Below are 18570 nucleotides of genomic sequence, written 5' to 3'. Positions count from 1 at the left end.
GCAAGAACTATCTTATTGATAAATAATAAAATTACATGTCGCAGATCGACGACCGCCAATTATTATTTAAACAGGGAGGGTGTCAGATGATGTTTGCTCAACAGTTTATAAAATTCGGTTCGATTGCGGCCCGCCATACGTGCGGCCTGAGTCACATTGCCGTTGGTCAATTTGAGTAATTGCGAAAGATAATCCAGCTCAAACTGATTGCGCGCATCGCTGAACAAAGGAATTTCATTGCTCGGACTCCGTAACGCCCGCTGAACCAGACTGGCTGGGATCAGCGGCGTAGTGGACAAGACCGCGACTTGCTCGACGACGTTATATAACTGGCGGACATTCCCCGGCCATGACGCCGACAACAATAGTTCCACGGCCTCCTGCGAAAAGCTCATCGCTGGCCTGTCGGCGGTCTGACACAACTTATCCAGAAAATGATTCGCCAATAAGGCAATATCCTCGCGCCGTTGCGAAAGGGGCGGCATCTCAAGACTTACCACATTCAAGCGGTAATAAAGGTCTTCACGAAATTCTTTTTGGCGTACCCCCTCATTCAAATCTTTATGTGTAGCGGAGACAATACGCACGTCAATCGGATAACTTTCAGTTGAACCCACAGGCCGAACGACTCGCTCCTGCAACGTACGCAACAATTTTGACTGGAATGCCAGTGGCATATCGCCAACTTCATCAAAAAACAATGTACCGCCATTGGCAGCTCTGAATAAGCCATCGTGATCGCGGGTTGCTCCGGTAAATGATCCTTTCTTATGGCCGAAAAGTTCCGATTCCAAAAGATTTTCGGGTATTGCGCTACAATTAACCGCAACAAATGGGCCACGCGCCCGTGGGCTCGCCCGATGAATCGCACGCGCCAACAACTCCTTGCCTGTACCGCTCTCGCCATGAATAAAAACACTGGCATCACTGGCACCTACCAAACGAGCCTGATTTAAAATCTCTTCCATTACCGGGCTGCGAGTAAGAATCTCAGCACGCCATTCGGCAATATCACCCTCATCCGTGACCACCGAACCACCGCTCATTTTCAGGGCGCTTTCAACACGCTCAAGCAGCTCTTTGGGATCAAACGGCTTGGTCAGAAAACTGAACACCCCCTGCGTGGTCGCCGCAACCGCATCAGGAATCGTACCGTGAGCAGTTAACATGATTACCGGCAATGTCGGCGCCCGCTCATGAATTACCTTAAATAGGGACATGCCATCCATCCCGCCCATTCGTAAATCAGTAATCACCGCGGCTGGACGAAATGTGGGTAACCGAGCCAATGCTTCTTCACCACTCGTGGCGCAAGCAACTTTACAACCAACTGCCTCCAGTCGCATTGATAATAAACGCAGCAAACCACGATCATCATCCACCAGCAAAACTCGTTGACCCTGCATATTCATATCGCACCTACTGACCACGTTGAATGATACTTTGTTCGATTGACTTTATCGCTTTGAGCTTGTCCTCAAGCAAACGAACGGAATTTTGCATATCGCGGTTATTAACGCTAGCCTTTTCAAGCTGAATATTGCGATTATCCACCTCGGATAATAGCGACATAATCAGGCCCGCTGCCATTCTGTCACGCGGCACATCACCCGTATGAACGACCCAACGCACCAACTCGGCAGCACGCTTCTCATCACGCACCTGGACATTTCCTAATCGCAGCAAAAGCGCCAATTGCATCTGGTACTGAGGGCTGGATCTAAATCCAGGCAGTTTCTCCAGTGCATCAATCTTAGCCTTTTGTTGCGACAAGTCCCCATTCGTAATCAGAGTCAAGGTATCGCGCAATTGGATATCTACTGCGCGCGCCTGACGCTCAACTTCAGCCGAATCTTTGGTAACATCAGGACCGATAGGCACAAAACTCGTACATCCCGCACTCAGCAAGACGACAGCCGTTAACAATAACCGAGAACACAGCAATTTATACCTCATAGATTAACCTGTTCCAATATAGGCAGCCTAACAACAAAATGGGCGCCGGGTTGTTCACCATCGATAATTTCTATAACTCCCTGATGGGCAACCACAAATTCACGCGCGATAGATAATCCCAAACCTGTCCCCTTAACATGGCTGATGTATTCGCCGCTTCCCTGATAAAAAGGGTCGAATATTAAGTCCCGCTCATTCAAGGGAATTCCAGGACCATTGTCAATAACCTCGAATACGGCATCCCCACCCCGTTGAGTTAGGCGGATATCCAGCCTCGAATCAGCGGGCGCATATTTACAGGCATTAGCGATCAAATTATCAAAAATGGTCCGCAGTTTTTCCTGGTCCGCATAACACAACATCGGCTCAATAAAGGTTCTGACATCTACCCGTTTCGAGAACAATGAAATATTATGCTTATAAATAACATCATTGACCAGTTTATCTAACTGAAACCGAGATTTATTTAATTGAGTTTGTTGAACTTGCGCCACACTAAAGTGCAATAAACCCTCAATCAAGGATTGAAGCTGCAAACTGTTGTCACGAATAATATCCGATATTTCTTTTTGCTTGCCATTGAGGCTGCCTGCCACCCCGTCATGCAATAACTCCGCCCCCTCACGAATGTTGGTGAGCGGCGTTTTTAGCTCATGTGATATGTGCCGCAAAAACTTCAATTTTTGCTCTTCAACCTCAGTCAGCCGGATTCGCAACCAATCCAGGCGTTGCCCTAGCAGTTCAAAATCATAAGGCCCCTTCAATTTAATCGGGGCAGTTAATTCACCATCACCTAACTGTCTGATCGATGCATCGATTGCATGTATCGGACGGGTAATCAGGATGACCATCACTCCACCCAGCACAATGACGATTGGAATTAACAGCGCCCCTTGCCAGAAAGTGCTCTTCTGTAATCGCCTGGCTTCCGATTGAAGCGCCTCAACTTCTACATCAATGAGTTTAGTATTGTGTTGAAGAATCGCCTTTGCAGCATCACTCAGCTTGATAAAACTTGTTACCAGATGATTATCATTTTCCAGATTCGTCGTGGTCACCCGCAAATATAACTTGTCTTCCTCATGTTCCAGATTCTTCAATAAGTTTCGTTGAGATGGCTGCAAAACCATCCCCGCGAAAAGACGCATGGTTTCAGTAAATTTCTCGTGTTTTTCCTGGTAAGCAATAAAAAATGCAGGATCTCCTAATGCTTGATATTGTCGCGCGCTGCGCTCCATTGCCGTAATTTCCTCACCCAGCATCCGGGAGAACTGAGTGGCCTTGACTGCCTGCAACATTTGACGCTCGCTCATGTTGGCGAGGCGATCTACCGAATAGGCGAAATACAGAAATACGATCACCAGCGGAGTTATCACGAGCAGGAAACCCACCAATATCAATTGCGAGATAGATCGAGGTCTATACCAATTCACGAGGGTCGCTAACCAGGCACCAGCAAATGGTGGCTTAAAAGAGTTTAATCTCTGAAATTATTGAATTGCAGCGGCAATTCAAATTCGGTGGAACGTAACATTGCAATCACTCCCTGCAAATCGTCACGATTTTTACCACTGATTCTTACTTTATCGCCTTGAATTGATGCCTGCACTTTGCTTTTGGAATCCTTCACCATTTTACTGATGCGCTTACCAAGCTCGGCACTAATGCCTTGGCGCAATATAATCTGCTGCCGCGCCTCACGACCACTGATTTCCACCTCCTTGACGTCCAGACATCCCGTGTCAACACCACGTTTTGCCAGTTTGGTGCGAATAATATCCAGCATTTGTTGTAATTGGAATTCGCTTTGTGCAGTGAGATTGACTTGCGCTTCGACTCGCTCGTAACGGGCATTGCTGTCTTTAAAATCAAACCGTGTCCCAACTTCGCGATTGGCCTGATCCACTGCATTATCCACTTCATGCATGTTAACTTCTGAGACCACATCAAATGATGGCATTCCCTATCCCCCCTTATCCGGCCTGAATTCTATCATGCCATAGCCATCTCACCCCAATTAAGTCAACCGCCTAATAACATTACTATAATAATGTTATTAGGCGGTTTATCCACTACCAATTTCTCATTATATATCAATTGGTTAATCATGACCTCCAAATGCAAATTGAATCCATCCATAGACAAGAGACCCACCAGTTGCCAAGGTGGGTAAATGGACGAATTTCAAGGTACACTTTGATCAGTGAATTCGAATATAGGCTTGGCACCCACTCTAGATGAAAATGACTAATAATATCGCCCCACTCAGCCGTCATCGTCGGGAGCGGTTGCTTGATCAATATTTTGGCCAGGTACAAGCGGTCATTCTTAATCGCCAGCACCCGGTTAGCGGATTATTGCCCGCCAGTACTGCCAGCAACGCTCATGGCGATTATACCCATGCCTGGGTTCGAGATAATGTATACAGCATCCTTGCCGCGTGGGGACTTGCGCTGGCTTATCGTAAAGTCGAGAAAGAGGAAGGTCGTACTTATCTCCTGGAACAAAGCGTTGTCAAATTAATGCGCGGCCTGCTCATCTCGATGATGAAACAGGCAGACAAGGTTGAGGCATTCAAACAAGACCAAAATCCATTGAATGCCCTGCATGCTAAATATGACACCGTTACCGGGAATGCCGTTGTTAACGACCATGATTGGGGACATTTGCAACTCGACGCAACCTCACTCTACCTCCTGATGCTGGCACAAATGACCAGCTCGGGATTGCGGATCATCTTTACACTGGATGAAGTCGCCTTTATTCAAAATCTTGTTCACTATATAGGCCGTGCCTATCGTACTCCCGACTATGGTATCTGGGAGCGCGGCAACAAGATCAATCATGGCATCACTGAATTGAATGCCAGTTCCGTTGGCATGGCAAAATCGGCCCTAGAGGCAATTCGTGGCCTCAATTTGTTCGGAACTGAGGGTGGAATTGCCTCCGTCGTCCATGTGGTCTCCGATGAAATCGCACGTGCTAGAAGTACGCTAGCCTCACTCCTGCCTCGTGAATCAGGCTCCAAGGAGTGTGATGCTGCCATACTAAGCATTATTGGATTCCCTGGTTTTGCAGTTGAAGACACTGCTCTGGTCAAACGAACCAATGACAATGTCATCTCTAAACTGGAAGGATTATATGGCTGTAAGCGTTTCCTGCTCGATGGACATCAAACCGTACTAGAAGACACCAATCGCCTTCATTATGAAGCCAATGAACTACGGCATTTTTCAAACATTGAATCCGAATGGCCGTTGTTCTTCACCTATTTTGTGCTGAACGCACAATTTTCTGGTGATGCGGAAACTGCCACTAAATATATAGATAAGCTATCAGAACTCACTGTTTTGCGTGACGGCAATGCCTTACTGCCAGAATTATATTATGTGACCTCGGAGAATATCGATAAGGAAAGACACCAACCTCATAGCCAGAAACGACTACCTAACGAAAACATCCCACTGGTATGGGCGCAAAGCCTCTATTATCTCGGACTGATGATCAATGACAATTTGATAGATATTAATGACATCGATCCGTTGGGTCTGCATTACAAGATTGGGAACGAGCGATCGTTAACTGTGCAACTGGCCATAGTCTCCGAAACAGAATCTGTCCAGCGCAAGTTAATTGAGCACGGAATTGTTTCTCAGACGCTGGAACAGGTACGTCCCATCCAGATTCGACCCTCATCAGAACTGGCAGAGGCACTTTTCTATCTAGGAAAATGCGACAAACTTTCGCTTACCGGACGCCCCCCACGACGTATACGTAGCCTGACCACATCACAGGTATTCAGACTGCGTGATGAAACCATTATTTTCATCCCCGAGTTTATCAATCAAAGCGATTTTTATATCAATTATGACAATAAACTTCTTGTTGAACAGCTAAAAAATGAGCTTTTATATCACAAGCTGCATTGGACTCAGCCCGGCAAGCCGTTGTTAGTTATTTTGATAACAGAATCGATGATGCATAAAGAAGGTCAACAGGCGTTGATCGATCTGATGGAAGAACTGCAGCTGGGCGAGTGCAATGGCATACCCGTTAAAGTGGGGCGTCTTAATGAGCTGGTGCCGTCTACTGTCAGACGGCGGATGGATTACCTGGGAGACTATCATTTCAAAACACCGCCTCGCAGGGCTTCGCGTATCCCGCAATTTTGCCTGAAATGGGACAAAATCAAGACTCGTCCTGTCCCCACTTACCAGGAACGGATTATTGATCAGGAGTCCAGCTATGATGAACTGGTGACTCGTCTTGAGTATTCCGACAATCCCTATTTGCAGATCAAAATCCTAAGCCGGCTGGTTAAGCTCGTGGGATTGTCATTTGTCACATGTATTCAAAGTCAAGAAAGATCAATGACCGTCGTCGAACTCATCGACGAGTTATATTATCATTCCGCAATTAATCAGGTTTGGTCTGTTGTTCGCCAAGCGGCAGCATTACTAAAAAGATCCGACCCCAGCCTTGAAGATGCTGTGACTGAGCTGGTTGCCCGCCAGAAACAGGTTGCCGTCGGCCGTTCATATAATCCTGATGCGTTGATACGGGTGCCATTGCCCAATTCCGAAATTCTTCGGCGCATTGACTATTTGACAGGTAACGATGACCGAGAGAAAGTGCTCACCCAAGAGGTTCTTGTCCTGCTCGGAACGTTAATCAAGGCGAACCCTAGCCTGTTTTCCGGAATTCTAACCCTCCGAATTGGACATCTTATTGCATTGATCACCAATCAGATTTCAAATGATTACCATATTCCTCAGGACGAATCTTTTGAAATTTTATTACAACTCCGTCCCTCGGATATCCAAGCGAAATTACACAGCGTACTTTCCGCCTTTAAGGATCACAGCCTAGACCTGAGCCGCGCCGAATCTCTGCATTCAGAGGGTGCGGATGCCAAAGTTGTGCCGGTGATTTTCTCTAAAACCATCGATCCCAAAAACTATGGTGGTTACCCCAATTGGCGCGCCTGGCGTGAACATTCGGGCGTGTTATCAAGAGTGCCGGACAGCTTTTTTGCCCATATCTGGGATTTGCTTAGCCATTGTCAGGGGCTCGTCATCGGTGACCGCTTTGATCGCTTGAATCGGCTTGACTCCAGTCTACAGTCTGAAATGACCGCCAATGAGAAAAACTTTGCCCTGCATGTTGAACATGTACTCAACAAAATCCAGGCGCCGGAATATCGTTATTTAACGATTGAGGCTCTTTCTGCACTGCATTCAATTTTTGATGAGAATCCTTCTTTCCACATCAAAGATCATATCGTCATTGACGCCATGATCGGGCATGCAGTGAGGTTATCCTGGCTATCTCTGAACAAGTCGCATGAACGGACCTATGACCACCACCGTAGTGACGCCTGGAATGCCTTTTATAATCTGAGCCCGCATGAAGTCGCCGAAGCCATACTTAAGGCCTTGTTGTACCTCTTGCAGGCGGGTGGATCGACTGACGCAGTGACAGATGCCGTGGCTGCCGGCGCTCGGAGTTAGCCTAACAATACGCTGTGTTTTTTGATGAGTCCGGCGACACTCTTGCGCAAGGCAGCAACGACCTCTGCCTTTCCAGTCAGGCTTTCCCGTTGTGCCAATATATTCCACTGACCATAATGATGAATGACCTCGGATAAAAAACTTGAATCATCCCCAGTCATTCGCGTATTGGACTTCAATAAATATTCCAACTTGGCCAGTGCAACATAACTGACCTCGAACCCGCGATGGCCTTCCAAAAATGCCTCCAAATCGCGTTTATCTTCCGCATCCAGCACAGCACAACGCTCTATCGATGCCATCTTCGCAACAATATCCTGATCCAGGTCTTTTAGCGGCCCCATGAGGAGCCATGGGAGTTGCGCATCCATTTTTTTGGTAAGTCTGGCGACCATATCAATGCCTGCCTGAGTCAAGCCTTTTAAGAGCATCAGCGAATGGGTGCCGCTACTATGTTCGCGCGTCAACCCAATGCGAGCCACATAAAATCCGCAGCTTAGCCAAAAATCCAACAGTTCTGCTGTTGCACCAAAGCTTGCTCCAACAATATCCGCACCCCGAATCTTTGAATTTTCCTGGACAGCCTCGATCAACAGCCGCCCCATCCCACGCCGTCGCAAGGCAGGATGAACAGCAATGCGCATAATGCGCTGATAGCTTAACGTCGCCGCTTCTGGAAGCCCGCCATGTGCCGCCAATGATTGTGGTAATAAGTGACCGCGCGGCCGGCGAACACCAAGATATATCTGCTCGGCCAGTTGCGGATCGATATTACCCTCATCAGCCAGCAATACTGTACCCACTACATGTCCATCATAAGCTGCCAGAATGCCTGAGACGTTCGGGCCATCCAGTAGATTCAATAAATCATAAGGGCGAGTTCGATAATGCGCTGCTACCAATAGACCAAATAACTCAGATAACCGCGCCTCATCTGCAATGAGTTGCTCGCGATCCAATGGGATGACCGTACATTTATTTGAAGCAACCGCGTTCACCCGAGCCTCATCCACTGGTTCGGCATCCAGCAATAACATCTTAAAAACAAGATGTTCAACCGGATCGCCCATCGCCCAGCGGATCGGCGTTGTTAACCGTTGCAGCTTCCAATTCTGAAAGCGTTTATCTAACAAACAAAAAAACCGGGTAACGAATCCGCGTCCTGTACCCTCATAACCATGGACAGTGGATGTAAAGACAATTCTCGGATAACGTATCAATAATCTTTCCAGCATTTGTGCCGGAATGGCGGCGGCCTCATCGACCAGCAATAAATCTAACGGGTAGTTTCCTGAAGCAAGTTCGTCGGGAGCAACGAATTCGATATTGTCTTTCTCATCACCTGCATGTTTAAACACCGAGCCGACCGCATCCCGTCTTAGTCCGGTAACGACTATTTTTATTTTTTTATTCCGCTGTAACTGCGCTGCTGCAATCCCTAATGCTGCCGACTTTCCTCGCCCTCGATCGGCAATAATCACCAGTGGATAGGGCTTATCTGACTTCACCATGGCACAAATAGCCGTCACGGCTAAGTCTTGATCATTTGCAATCGGGTTTTGATCATGACCTAAGGTTCCATGAATAAATTTTGTCTCGATGCTTGGAAATGGCTGGCCTTGCTCAACGAGGTAAACAGAATCATCTTCGCGCAGAATATGGGCAATGCGGCGTACGAATCGTCCAGTAATCGTTTTTAGCCCATAGCCTGCGGGTAGAATTCGTACATATTCCGGATCTTTAAATTCCGGCCACGTTGCCAATGGCGGTACCAGCAGAACCAATAATCCACCGCCAATTACCACCCCTGCTGCGATCCCCAATGCATCAGGATCAAATCCCGCGTGCAGGTCATAAACCAAGGCGGAATATTCACGTCCCAGCAGTTTTTTCGCCCTGGTAGTGGGAATGATAGTGACTCCGTCTACGTCAACTTCATGCCCTAGCCATATCGCATCGGAATCTAACTGTGCCGCAAGCAATGTCTCCCGTGCGAGTTGGTGACACCACTCGGCCGCTCCGGAGATGACCAACGCCCGCCGCTGACGCATCTGCTGCGCCTGTAGCCGTAATACGCAGACAGCGGCTCGAAATTGGTCTAGATTGTGTCCATTTGCGGACATGCGATGAGATTCGTATTATGTTGAGAGTATTGAATTGGAATCATATCGCGCCATGGAACTTTTCGACAGCCATTGCCACATCGACGTGACCGAATTTGACGCGGATCGCGACGCCGTTCTGCAACGCAGTCGTGCCGCCGGGGTCACACGCATGTTGGTACCGGCGGTTACTGCCATTACCTGGCAATCCTTGCTCGACCTGTGCCGCCGTGAGCCGGACCTATATCCCGCCCTGGGACTACACCCCATCTACCTGGATGACCATCGGCCCGAACACATCACCACGCTGAAAAGCCTGTTAACTCAACAGCGTCCCGTTGCCGTCGGCGAGATCGGTTTGGACTATTTTGTGCAAACTCTGGATCGTCAGCGGCAACAGGAATTGTTCGAGGCCCAACTTAAGCTCGCTGCCGAATTTGAGTTACCGGTGATTTTGCATGTCCGTAAATCTCACGATACCGTACTCGCCACCCTGCGCCGCATCAAAGTTCCGGGCGGCATCGTCCACGCCTTCAATGGCAGCCTGCCCCAAGCGGATCAATACCAGGCATTAGGTTTTAAATTCGGCTTCGGCGGCACCCTCACCTATGAGCGCTCGACCACCATTCGCCAGCTTGCCCGTGACCTGCCACTGGAATCCATCGTCCTCGAGACTGACGCCCCGGACATGGCAGTCGCTGCCCACCGCGGCGAGCGCAACAGCCCCGAATACCTGCCCGACTGCTTGGCCGCCCTGGCCGCAGTGCGCAGGGAAAATCAGGAGGTCATCGCCCGCGAGACCACCGGCAATGCCTGTCAAGTACTCCGCTTGCCTAAGGTATAATGCGGCTTTTAGCCGAGCCCTTACATGTCCAGCTGCGACTTCGACGAACGCTTCAGCGGCATTCAGCGCCTCTACGGCACCGAGCCCACCGCGATCATCCGCAATCTGCATATCTGCGTCGTTGGCCTCGGTGGCGTTGGCTCATGGGTCGTTGAGGCCTTGGCCCGCACCGGCGTTGGCACGTTGACCCTGATCGACTTCGACGTCATCCGCCCCGGCAATACCAATCGGCAGCTGCATACCGTTACCAGCAATCTGGGTAAAAAGAAATTTCAGGCCATGGTTGAGCGTGTGCATGACATCAATCCCGCTGCTATCTGCCATGGCATTGATGATTTTGTGACCTTACCCAACCTGCCCGATTATTTAGCCAAGGAACGCGGCTATGATTATGTCATCGATGCCATCGACAGCATCAAATTCAAAGCCGCGATGATCAATCATTGCCGCCGCAACAAGATTCCGATCGTCACTACCGGTGGCGCGGGTGGCCTCAATGATCCGACCATGATTCAGGTGGCTGATCTCAGCAAAACCTACAACGACCCGCTCGCCGCCAAGGTACGTTCCACCTTGCGCAAGGATTACGGCTTTAGTCGTGACCGCAGCTTCGGCGTCGAATGTGTCTTTTCCAGTCAGCAACAGGTTTATCCCAAACCCGATGGCACCGTCAGTCAGCAAAAACCCGGCATCCATGGTGTCTCGCTCGATTGCCGCTTTGGTTACGGCTCTGCGACCTTTGTCACTGCCAACTTTGGTTTTGTTGCCGCATCACGCGCCATCAATAAAACATTACACAAGCGCCTCGCCGCCAAATAATCCATGGCTGATATCCTGCTTACCACGCTCAACGCGCGTTACATCCACTCGTCACTCGGTCTGCGTTATCTCCTTGTAAACCTTGGTGAACTACGCCATCGTGCCAAGCTAATCGAATATACGATTGAAGGCCAGCCCCTAGAGATCGTCGAATCGCTGCTCAGCCATCAACCGATGATCATCGGCTTTGGTGTTTACATCTGGAATGTCGAGCAGATCACCAAAGTTATTGCCCTACTCAAACAAGTCGCACCGGAGATCATTATTGTTATTGGCGGCCCCGAAGTCAGTCATGAGTGGGATGAACAACACGTCGTGCGGCTCAGCGACTATCTCATCACAGGTATGGCCGACCAGCGTTTCGCCCAACTTTGCCAGAAACTGCTCAACGGCGAACGGCCCAGCGAAAAAATCATGCATGCCGATGTCGTGCCACTATCAGAGATTGCATTGCCCTATGATTTTTATACTGACGAGGATATCGCTCATCGCATACTTTATGTCGAAGCCTCACGAGGCTGCCCGTTCAAGTGTGAATTTTGCCTCTCGGCGCTCGACAAGACCGCATGGGCCTTCGATCTTGATGCCTTCCTCGGTGAAATGGATAAGCTCTACCAACGCGGCGCCCGCCATTTTAAATTCGTCGATCGCACCTTCAACCTGAAAATCGACCACAGCGCAAAGATTTTGGAATTTTTTCTTGAGCGCCTCGACGAAAAATTATTTTTGCATTTTGAATTGATTCCCGATCACCTGCCGGATCGCCTTAAAACACTTATCGCCCGTTTCCCGAACGGTAGCCTGCAATTCGAAATCGGCATCCAATCCTTCAACCCGGAAGTGCAAAAACTCATCAGCCGCAAGCAGGACAACGCCAAAAGCTGCGACAACCTAATATGGCTGCGGCAGCAGTCACACGCGCATTTGCACACGGATTTGATTATCGGGTTACCCGGCGAGACACTGGAAAGTTTAGCCGCTGGCTTTAACGAACTCATCGCCCTCGACCCACATGAAATCCAGGTCGGCATTTTAAAACGCCTGCGCGGCATGCCTCTATGGCGCCATGAAAACGAATTCGCGCTACGTTTTAACCCGGCACCACCCTACAACATCCTCAGCACCCGTGACATCGACTTCAGCACCATGCTGCGGCTCAATCGTTTTGCCCGCTTTTGGGACTTGATCGTTAACTCCGGCCACTTTAGTCACACGCGATCGTTAATTCTTGGAGATAAACCATTCGAGCAATTTCTGACCTTAAGCGACTGGCTCTACGCCCGGCTCCAACAAACACACAAGATCGCTCTCAAGCGATTGTTTGATTTGCTTTATCTCGCCTTAACAGACATTTTTGGACATGATGCAGAGCGCGCTCGGGAAGTGTTATTACAAGACTACGCACAATCTGGCCAGAAAGGACGACCTGAGTTTGGGGTTGAGACGAGTACCAAGGAAATTAATCACTCAACAGGCGCCAATCGGCGACAGCGTCGGCATCAATAATTGCGCGAACGATGCGGTTCGTACCTCACCACATCCTACTTCGAACATCAATCGTACTCGTTATTCTCTAGATTCCAGTATAAACTATATATTTTTTCAGCGATCTTCGAAGCAGTTTTTCGTCTTATTTTGCACAGGGTTTGCTCAATGGAGCTGCGTATTACATTTCCATATGGATCAATTAAAGTGGGATATTTTGTTATTTCATCTTTAATACTTTGCCAGTCATTACGAAGTTCCTGCGGTAATTCTACAGGCGTTAGTGGCTGAATAATTCTCCACACGCGGAGTAACCTCTCATTTACCGGTCCGGGCGCTACAGCCAATTCTTTAACTACTTGACTAAGTAGACCTCTTGCAGATGCGTATTGAATGTTCATGTTCATCCCCCATTCATTCCCTGTACAACGCCTAATGTAGGATGCGGTGAACGCAGTGAACCGCATCGCTCGCGTTACTCCCGGACATTGACATTACTCGCTCCACCTCCGCCCCAATCAATCGGACACTTACCCTGCTGCACATAACGGTGAAAACTGGAATATGGCCAATCGGCCACGCGTGCGGCGTGACCGTGTTTCACCGGATTCCAATGAATATAATCGATATGCCGGGCGAGATCTTCCTCGTCCCGGATAAGATGCTCCCAAAACCGGCGTTGCCATATCCCCCGCTCACCACGCTTGGCGCGGCTATCTGATCGCCGTTCTGTACTTGCCAACATTCGGGAAAAACTCGCTTTGATCAACCCCCATCGCATCGAATAATCGGCATCGTCTGGCGGCAAGGTCCACACACAATGAATATGATCGGGCAAGATTACGACGGCATCCATCTGGAACGGATGGTTCGTTTGAATTTCGCTGAAGGCCAAACGCAATTGGTCCACTTTTTCAACCAGCAATCGGTTTCCACGCCGCTCAGCAAGTCCAACGGTAAAAAACCATGTGGCTCCGGGATATCTGACGCGGCGATATTCGGTCAATTCGTTTCCTTTCGTCGCGATTGATGCGGTTCACTTACGTTCACCACATCCTACAATATCTTCGCGAACGATGCGGTTCGTACCTCACCGCATCCTACATTTTTTTAACTGAAGAAGAATATTTTGGTCGGGCATGCAGGATTTGAACCTGCGACCCCCAGCACCCCATGCTGGTGCGCTACCAGACTGCGCTAATGCCCGTAAGATGAAAGCAGAGGATAAGGAAGCCCGCCGTTGGGATGCGGCGGGCGCCATATCTTAATCGAATAGCCTGTCCTTTACCAGTTCAGACTTTCAGGAGGGACAGTACGTCTTCCAGTTCGCGACGCAACTGCTGAATCAACTGTGCGTTGTGACCTGGCCCGCTCGTGCTCGTCATAGGCGCTTCAACCTTGACTGCAACGGTAGGTTGCTCGATCCCGGTCAGACGCTGACGGGCGCCGCCGATGGTGAACCCTTCATCGTACAGCAAGGTACGAATCTGACGGATCATGAGCACATCGTGGCGCTGATAGTAACGACGGTTACCGCGCCGCTTGAGCGGCTTCAACTGCGGGAATTCCTGCTCCCAATAGCGCAACACGTGGGGTTTGACCCCGCACAGTTCGCTGACTTCTCCGATCGTAAAATAACGTTTGGCAGGAATTTCCGGTAGTTCGTTATTGTTCCCTGCTTCCAGCATATGCTTCTACTCTGGCCTTCAATTTTTGCCCTGGATGAAAGGTTACCACCCGCCGTGCGGTGATGGGAATCTCTTCCCCGGTTTTAGGATTACGCCCCGGGCGTTCCTTTTTGTCGCGGAGGTTGAAATTGCCAAATCCGGAAAGTTTGACCTGACGGCCATTTTCGAGGGCCTTTCGAACTTCCTCGAAGAACATCTCCACCAATTCCTTGGCTTCCCGCTTGTTTAAGCCCAGTTCCTCGAACAGCTTTTCAGCCATCTCAGCTTTTGTCAGTGCCATGGGTTTACTCTCTCAGCGAAGCATTTAGTTGTTGTTTAAGCTGCTGTACGACCTGCTCAATCACCTTCTCAACCTTATTATCGGTGAGGGTGGCCGCAGTATCCTGCAAGGTAAGGCTCAATGCAAGACTTTTTCGTCCAGATTCAATCCCTTTGCCACGATATACATCAAACAACTCTAAGTTTGCCAGATATTGCCCTGCTGCTGCAACGATTGTTTCTCGAACTCGTTGCGCCGTTACAGGTTCCTCGAGCACTATTGCCAAATCCCTGTTAACGGATGGGTATTTGGACGACTCGGTAAACCGCGGCAAACTGCGAACCATGATCGAAGAATAAGCGATTTCGAATAAAAATACTGCGCCTTCAATCCCCAGTTGATTCTGAACATTCGGGTTTAAGGCACCGACCCAACCGATCGCCTCCCCCCGCTTGTTTTTGATGACAGCGGCTTGACCTGGGTGCAGTGAAGGGTGTTGATCCTCACTCTCGAAGATAAATTCACCCTGTCTCCCCGTCAATCCTATCAACGCTTCTATATCGGCCTTAGCATCAAAAAAATCAACAGTACGTGGTGCCAATCCCCACTGCAACGGGTGCGCAGCGCCCCACAGCAAGCCAGAGACCACCTTTTTCTCAATATACTCATCACGCTGAGATGAGTACTTAACACCAATCTCAAAAATTCGGCAGCTGCTTTGCTGTCGATTCATGTTATAGATCAACGTTTGCAACAACCCCGGCCAAAGGCTGGGGCGCATCACGGCCATATCTGCCGAAATCGGATTCATCAATGAGATCGGCTGCTCACCAGGATTTAATAGCGCCGCCAGCTTGGGATCGACAAAACTGTAAGTCACCGCTTCTTGATAACCACGATCCAAAAGTAACTGCAGAATTCGGCTTTGCGGCAGATTTTCTTCTATTGGGAGCTGTGTACACATCTCCGCCTGAGGCAGGATAGGCGGGATATTGGTATAACCATAGATGCGCCCGATCTCCTCGATCAAATCAATCTCGGTAGTGATATCAAAACGAAAACTGGGAGGGGTTACGATCCAAGACTTGCCCTGCTCGCGCACTTTCATTCCCAACATAGAAAGCATCTCGGTGATTTTTTTGGGCGCAATGTCAATTCCCAGCAGGCGTCTGACACGATCTGCACGCAAGGTAATCGATGTCCGCTCCGGCATGTGCTCTCCGCTCTTGGCTTCGATCAGAGGCCCAGGCTTGCCGCCCACGATCTGTACCAACAACTCGGTGGCTCGTTTCATGGCCTTGACCGGCAATTCAGGGTCCACGCCGCGCTCAAAACGCATCGAGGAATCTGTATTCAATCCATAACGACGGGCTCGTCCACTTATCGCCTCAGGACGGAAAAAGGCGCTCTCGAGAAATATATCGCAGGTTTCATCACCTACGGCCGAAGCATCGCCGCCCATGATGCCCGCCATGGCGACGGGGACCTGATCATCGGCAATCACCAGCACATCGGGCGCCAACTCAACCTCACGACCATCCAGCAGTTTCAGCTTCTCGCCCGCTTGCGCCATCCGTATCTTGATGCCGCCCCGTAATTTCTGCAAATCGAAGGCATGCATCGGCTGACCATATTCGATCATCACATAATTGGTCACATCCACCACGGCGCTGACACTGCGTAAACCACAGCGGCGCAAACGCTCCTTCATCCACATCGGGGTTTGCACTTTGGGATAGATGTCACGGATGATGCGGCCGATGTAACGCGGGCAAGCCTCTGGGGCCTCTAGTGAGATCGGGAAGGTGTCATGAGTCTTGATAACCACATTCCCCTGGTCGGGCTCGACCAACGAATTACCATTGGCCACCGACACTTCACGGGCAATCCCGCGAATACTCAGGCAATCGCCGCGATTCGGCGTCAGACCAATTTCGATTGCCGCGTCATCCAATTGCAGATACTCGCGGATGTCAGTACCGGCTGCGACGTCTTCCGGCAATATCATCAAACCAGCAGCTTGTTCGGCCAAACCCAGTTCTTTGGCGGAACACAACATACCGTACGATTCCACCCCCCGCAGTTTAGCGCGAGTGATTTTAAGATCATTGGGCAATTCAGCGCCGACCAGCGCCGTCGGTACCCGCAACCCGGGGGCGACATTGGGAGCACCACAAACAATAGTCAGCGATTCCGCTTGCCCCACATTGACCTGACAGACACGCAATTTGTCGGCATCGGGATGCGGATCGACTTTGAGCACCTCACCCACCACCACATGACTGAAAGGTGGTGCTGCCGGTTCAACGGCATCGACCTCCAAACCCGCCATCGTGAGTTGATGCGCCAGTGTCTCTCTATCGACACCGGGATCAATCCATTCCCGCAACCAACGTTCGCTAAACTTCATTTTCCAGAACCTATTTTGACGGTGGTATTACTGACTCTTGGTAAAAAACCTAAAAATCCAACGCGGACGAGCGCATGGATGCGCGAGGTAGGGCAACGCATGGAGCAGTTGCCGAGGCGCAAAGACGCAGAGGAATACGAGAAAAAACATTCGCTATCAACTCTCCGGCTACTCATTGATCTTCGTAGGCCTTTGGGCATCACTTTGGCATATTTTAAATGCCAGGCTAATAGCAGCGTTAATTTTTGCTTTTCTCCGCGTCTCTGCGCCTCGGCAACTGCTCCATGCGTTGCCCTACCTCGCGCATCCATGCGCTCGTCCGCGTTGGATTTTTGTATTCTCAAGTTAACGAAACTGCCGCAAAAAGCGAAGATCGTTTTCGAAAAATAATCGCAAATCATTGACGCCATAGCGCAACATCGTTAACCGCTCGACGCCCATACCAAAGGCAAAGCCGGTATAAGCTTCGCTATCGATACCGACATTGGCGAAGACTTGCGGATGGATCATGCCGCAACCCAGCACTTCCAGCCAGCCGGTATTTTTACAAACACGGCAGCCCTTACCTTGACAGATGACGCACTGAATATCGGCCTCAGCTGAAGGTTCGGTAAATGGAAAATATGACGGACGAAAACGAATCTTCAAATCCTGTTCGAAAAAGTTGCGCAGAAAGTCATGCAGCAAACCTTTCAGGTGGGCAAAGGTAACGTTCTCATCGACCATGAAACCTTCGACTTGATGGAACATCGGGGTATGTGTCACGTCAGAATCACAACGATAAACCCGCCCCGGCGCGATCACGCGTAACGGTGGCGGATTATTTTGCATTATGCGAATCTGAACTGGGGATGTGTGAGTACGCAGCAAGATACCGGGCCTGACATAAAAGGTATCATGCATCGCCCGCGCCGGATGATTTTCTGGAATATTAAGCGCAGTGAAATTGTGAAAATCGGTTTCGATCTCCGGTCCCTCGGCCACCTTGAAACCAATACGCGTGAAATATTCTTCAATTCGTTGCAAGGTGCGCGTGACAGGATGCAGGCCCCCGGTTTCCTGGCCGCGCCCCGGTAAGGTCACATCAATCTTTTCCTTATGCAATCGCGTCGCGAGCGCTGCCATTTCCAACACCGTGCGCCGCTGATTAAGCTGAGCCTGTAGCGCCTCTTTGGCCTCGTTCACTGCCTGGCCAATCTTGGGCCGTTCGTTGGCTGGCAAATCACCCAATTGTTTTAAATATTGGGTTAACTCCCCTTTTTTGCCCAGAAATTGCACCCGGATTTGATCCAAGGCCGCCAAATCACTGGCTGCACTAACCGCTCTACTGGCCTCATTGAGGAGTGTTGTTAAATCCTGCACTGGTGCTCCTTATCCCGGAACGATGGCTAATGACTTTACATGCCGCATTATATCGGCCGCTTCATTAAACTAAAAAGGGGAAGGCCCAGCCTTCCCCTTTGCAAACCTCTATCCCCTTACGCCCACGATGACATC

The 18570-nt window shown here is 49.8% G+C and carries 15 protein-coding genes and 1 tRNA gene; 4 read left to right on the top strand and 12 right to left on the bottom strand.

Annotated features, from left to right (window positions below; genetic code table 11):
• Positions 1 to 62 precede the first annotated feature (62 nt).
• From HY272_12695 to HY272_12680, 4 genes are all read right to left on the bottom strand, one after another.
• Complete coding sequence (locus HY272_12695; protein ID MBI3773543.1) at positions 63 to 1412, bottom strand: sigma 54-interacting transcriptional regulator; 1350 nt, start codon at positions 1410 to 1412, stop codon at positions 63 to 65.
• Between the two features lie 7 nt (positions 1413 to 1419).
• Positions 1420 to 1956 (bottom strand): hypothetical protein, encoded by a 537-nt coding sequence (locus HY272_12690; protein ID MBI3773542.1) that lies wholly within the window; start codon positions 1954 to 1956, stop codon positions 1420 to 1422.
• Positions 1953 to 3194 carry a HAMP domain-containing histidine kinase gene (locus HY272_12685; protein ID MBI3773541.1) on the bottom strand — a complete coding sequence of 414 codons (1242 nt, stop codon included), beginning with the start codon at positions 3192 to 3194 and terminating at the stop codon, positions 1953 to 1955. The genes HY272_12690 and HY272_12685 overlap by 4 nt, the downstream gene beginning before the upstream one ends.
• A 239-nt stretch (positions 3195 to 3433) precedes the next feature.
• The gene (locus HY272_12680; GenBank protein MBI3773540.1) at positions 3434 to 3916 is read right to left on the bottom strand and encodes a YajQ family cyclic di-GMP-binding protein; all 483 of its coding nucleotides are present in this window, start codon (positions 3914 to 3916) and stop codon (positions 3434 to 3436) included.
• Positions 3917 to 4199: 283 nt separating this feature from the next.
• Here HY272_12680 and HY272_12675 point away from each other — a divergent pair, with 283 nt between their 5' ends.
• Positions 4200 to 7466 (top strand): glycoside hydrolase family 15 protein, encoded by a 3267-nt coding sequence (locus HY272_12675; protein ID MBI3773539.1) that lies wholly within the window; start codon positions 4200 to 4202, stop codon positions 7464 to 7466.
• On the opposite strand, the gene HY272_12670 is transcribed toward HY272_12675, so the two are convergent.
• Complete coding sequence (locus HY272_12670) at positions 7463 to 9589, bottom strand: tRNA(Met) cytidine acetyltransferase (GenBank protein MBI3773538.1); 2127 nt, start codon at positions 9587 to 9589, stop codon at positions 7463 to 7465. The genes HY272_12675 and HY272_12670 overlap by 4 nt on opposite strands.
• 52 nt (positions 9590 to 9641) lie before the next feature.
• Here HY272_12670 and HY272_12665 point away from each other — a divergent pair, with 52 nt between their 5' ends.
• From HY272_12665 to HY272_12655, 3 genes are read left to right on the top strand one after another with little or no spacing between them, the layout of a single operon-like run.
• The gene (locus HY272_12665) at positions 9642 to 10412 is read left to right on the top strand and encodes a TatD family hydrolase (protein MBI3773537.1); all 771 of its coding nucleotides are present in this window, start codon (positions 9642 to 9644) and stop codon (positions 10410 to 10412) included.
• Positions 10413 to 10436: 24 nt separating this feature from the next.
• Complete coding sequence (gene tcdA, locus HY272_12660) at positions 10437 to 11231, top strand: tRNA cyclic N6-threonylcarbamoyladenosine(37) synthase TcdA (GenBank protein ID MBI3773536.1); 795 nt, start codon at positions 10437 to 10439, stop codon at positions 11229 to 11231.
• Between the two features lie 3 nt (positions 11232 to 11234).
• The gene (locus HY272_12655; protein ID MBI3773535.1) at positions 11235 to 12737 is read left to right on the top strand and encodes a DUF4080 domain-containing protein; all 1503 of its coding nucleotides are present in this window, start codon (positions 11235 to 11237) and stop codon (positions 12735 to 12737) included.
• Between the two features lie 47 nt (positions 12738 to 12784).
• Here HY272_12655 and HY272_12650 read toward each other — a convergent pair whose 3' ends face one another.
• The 7 genes from HY272_12650 to pheS form a co-directional block, all read right to left on the bottom strand.
• A complete protein-coding gene (locus HY272_12650) occupies positions 12785 to 13117 on the bottom strand; it encodes a hypothetical protein (protein ID MBI3773534.1) in 333 nt (110 codons plus the stop codon).
• A gap of 74 nt (positions 13118 to 13191) precedes the next feature.
• Positions 13192 to 13722: a transposase gene (locus HY272_12645; GenBank protein MBI3773533.1), complete on the bottom strand. Its 531-nt coding sequence runs from the start codon at positions 13720 to 13722 to the stop codon at positions 13192 to 13194.
• Between the two features lie 124 nt (positions 13723 to 13846).
• Positions 13847 to 13923, bottom strand: a tRNA-Pro gene (locus HY272_12640).
• An 85-nt stretch (positions 13924 to 14008) separates the two neighbouring features.
• Positions 14009 to 14404, bottom strand: a complete 396-nt coding sequence (locus HY272_12635) for a MerR family transcriptional regulator (protein ID MBI3773532.1) — start codon at positions 14402 to 14404, stop codon at positions 14009 to 14011.
• Positions 14382 to 14684, bottom strand: a complete 303-nt coding sequence (gene ihfA, locus HY272_12630) for an integration host factor subunit alpha (protein ID MBI3773531.1) — start codon at positions 14682 to 14684, stop codon at positions 14382 to 14384. The genes HY272_12635 and ihfA overlap by 23 nt, the downstream gene beginning before the upstream one ends.
• 4 nt (positions 14685 to 14688) lie before the next feature.
• The gene (gene pheT / locus HY272_12625) at positions 14689 to 17073 is read right to left on the bottom strand and encodes a phenylalanine--tRNA ligase subunit beta (protein MBI3773530.1); all 2385 of its coding nucleotides are present in this window, start codon (positions 17071 to 17073) and stop codon (positions 14689 to 14691) included.
• A 345-nt stretch (positions 17074 to 17418) separates the two neighbouring features.
• Complete coding sequence (gene pheS / locus HY272_12620) at positions 17419 to 18435, bottom strand: phenylalanine--tRNA ligase subunit alpha (GenBank protein MBI3773529.1); 1017 nt, start codon at positions 18433 to 18435, stop codon at positions 17419 to 17421.
• Positions 18436 to 18570: the final 135 nt, after the last annotated feature.

The organism is Gammaproteobacteria bacterium (assembly GCA_016200485.1).
In the GTDB taxonomy this organism is placed as follows: Bacteria; Pseudomonadota; Gammaproteobacteria; order Tenderiales; family Tenderiaceae; genus JACQEP01.
This window is presented reverse-complemented; position numbering and strand designations above follow the sequence as displayed.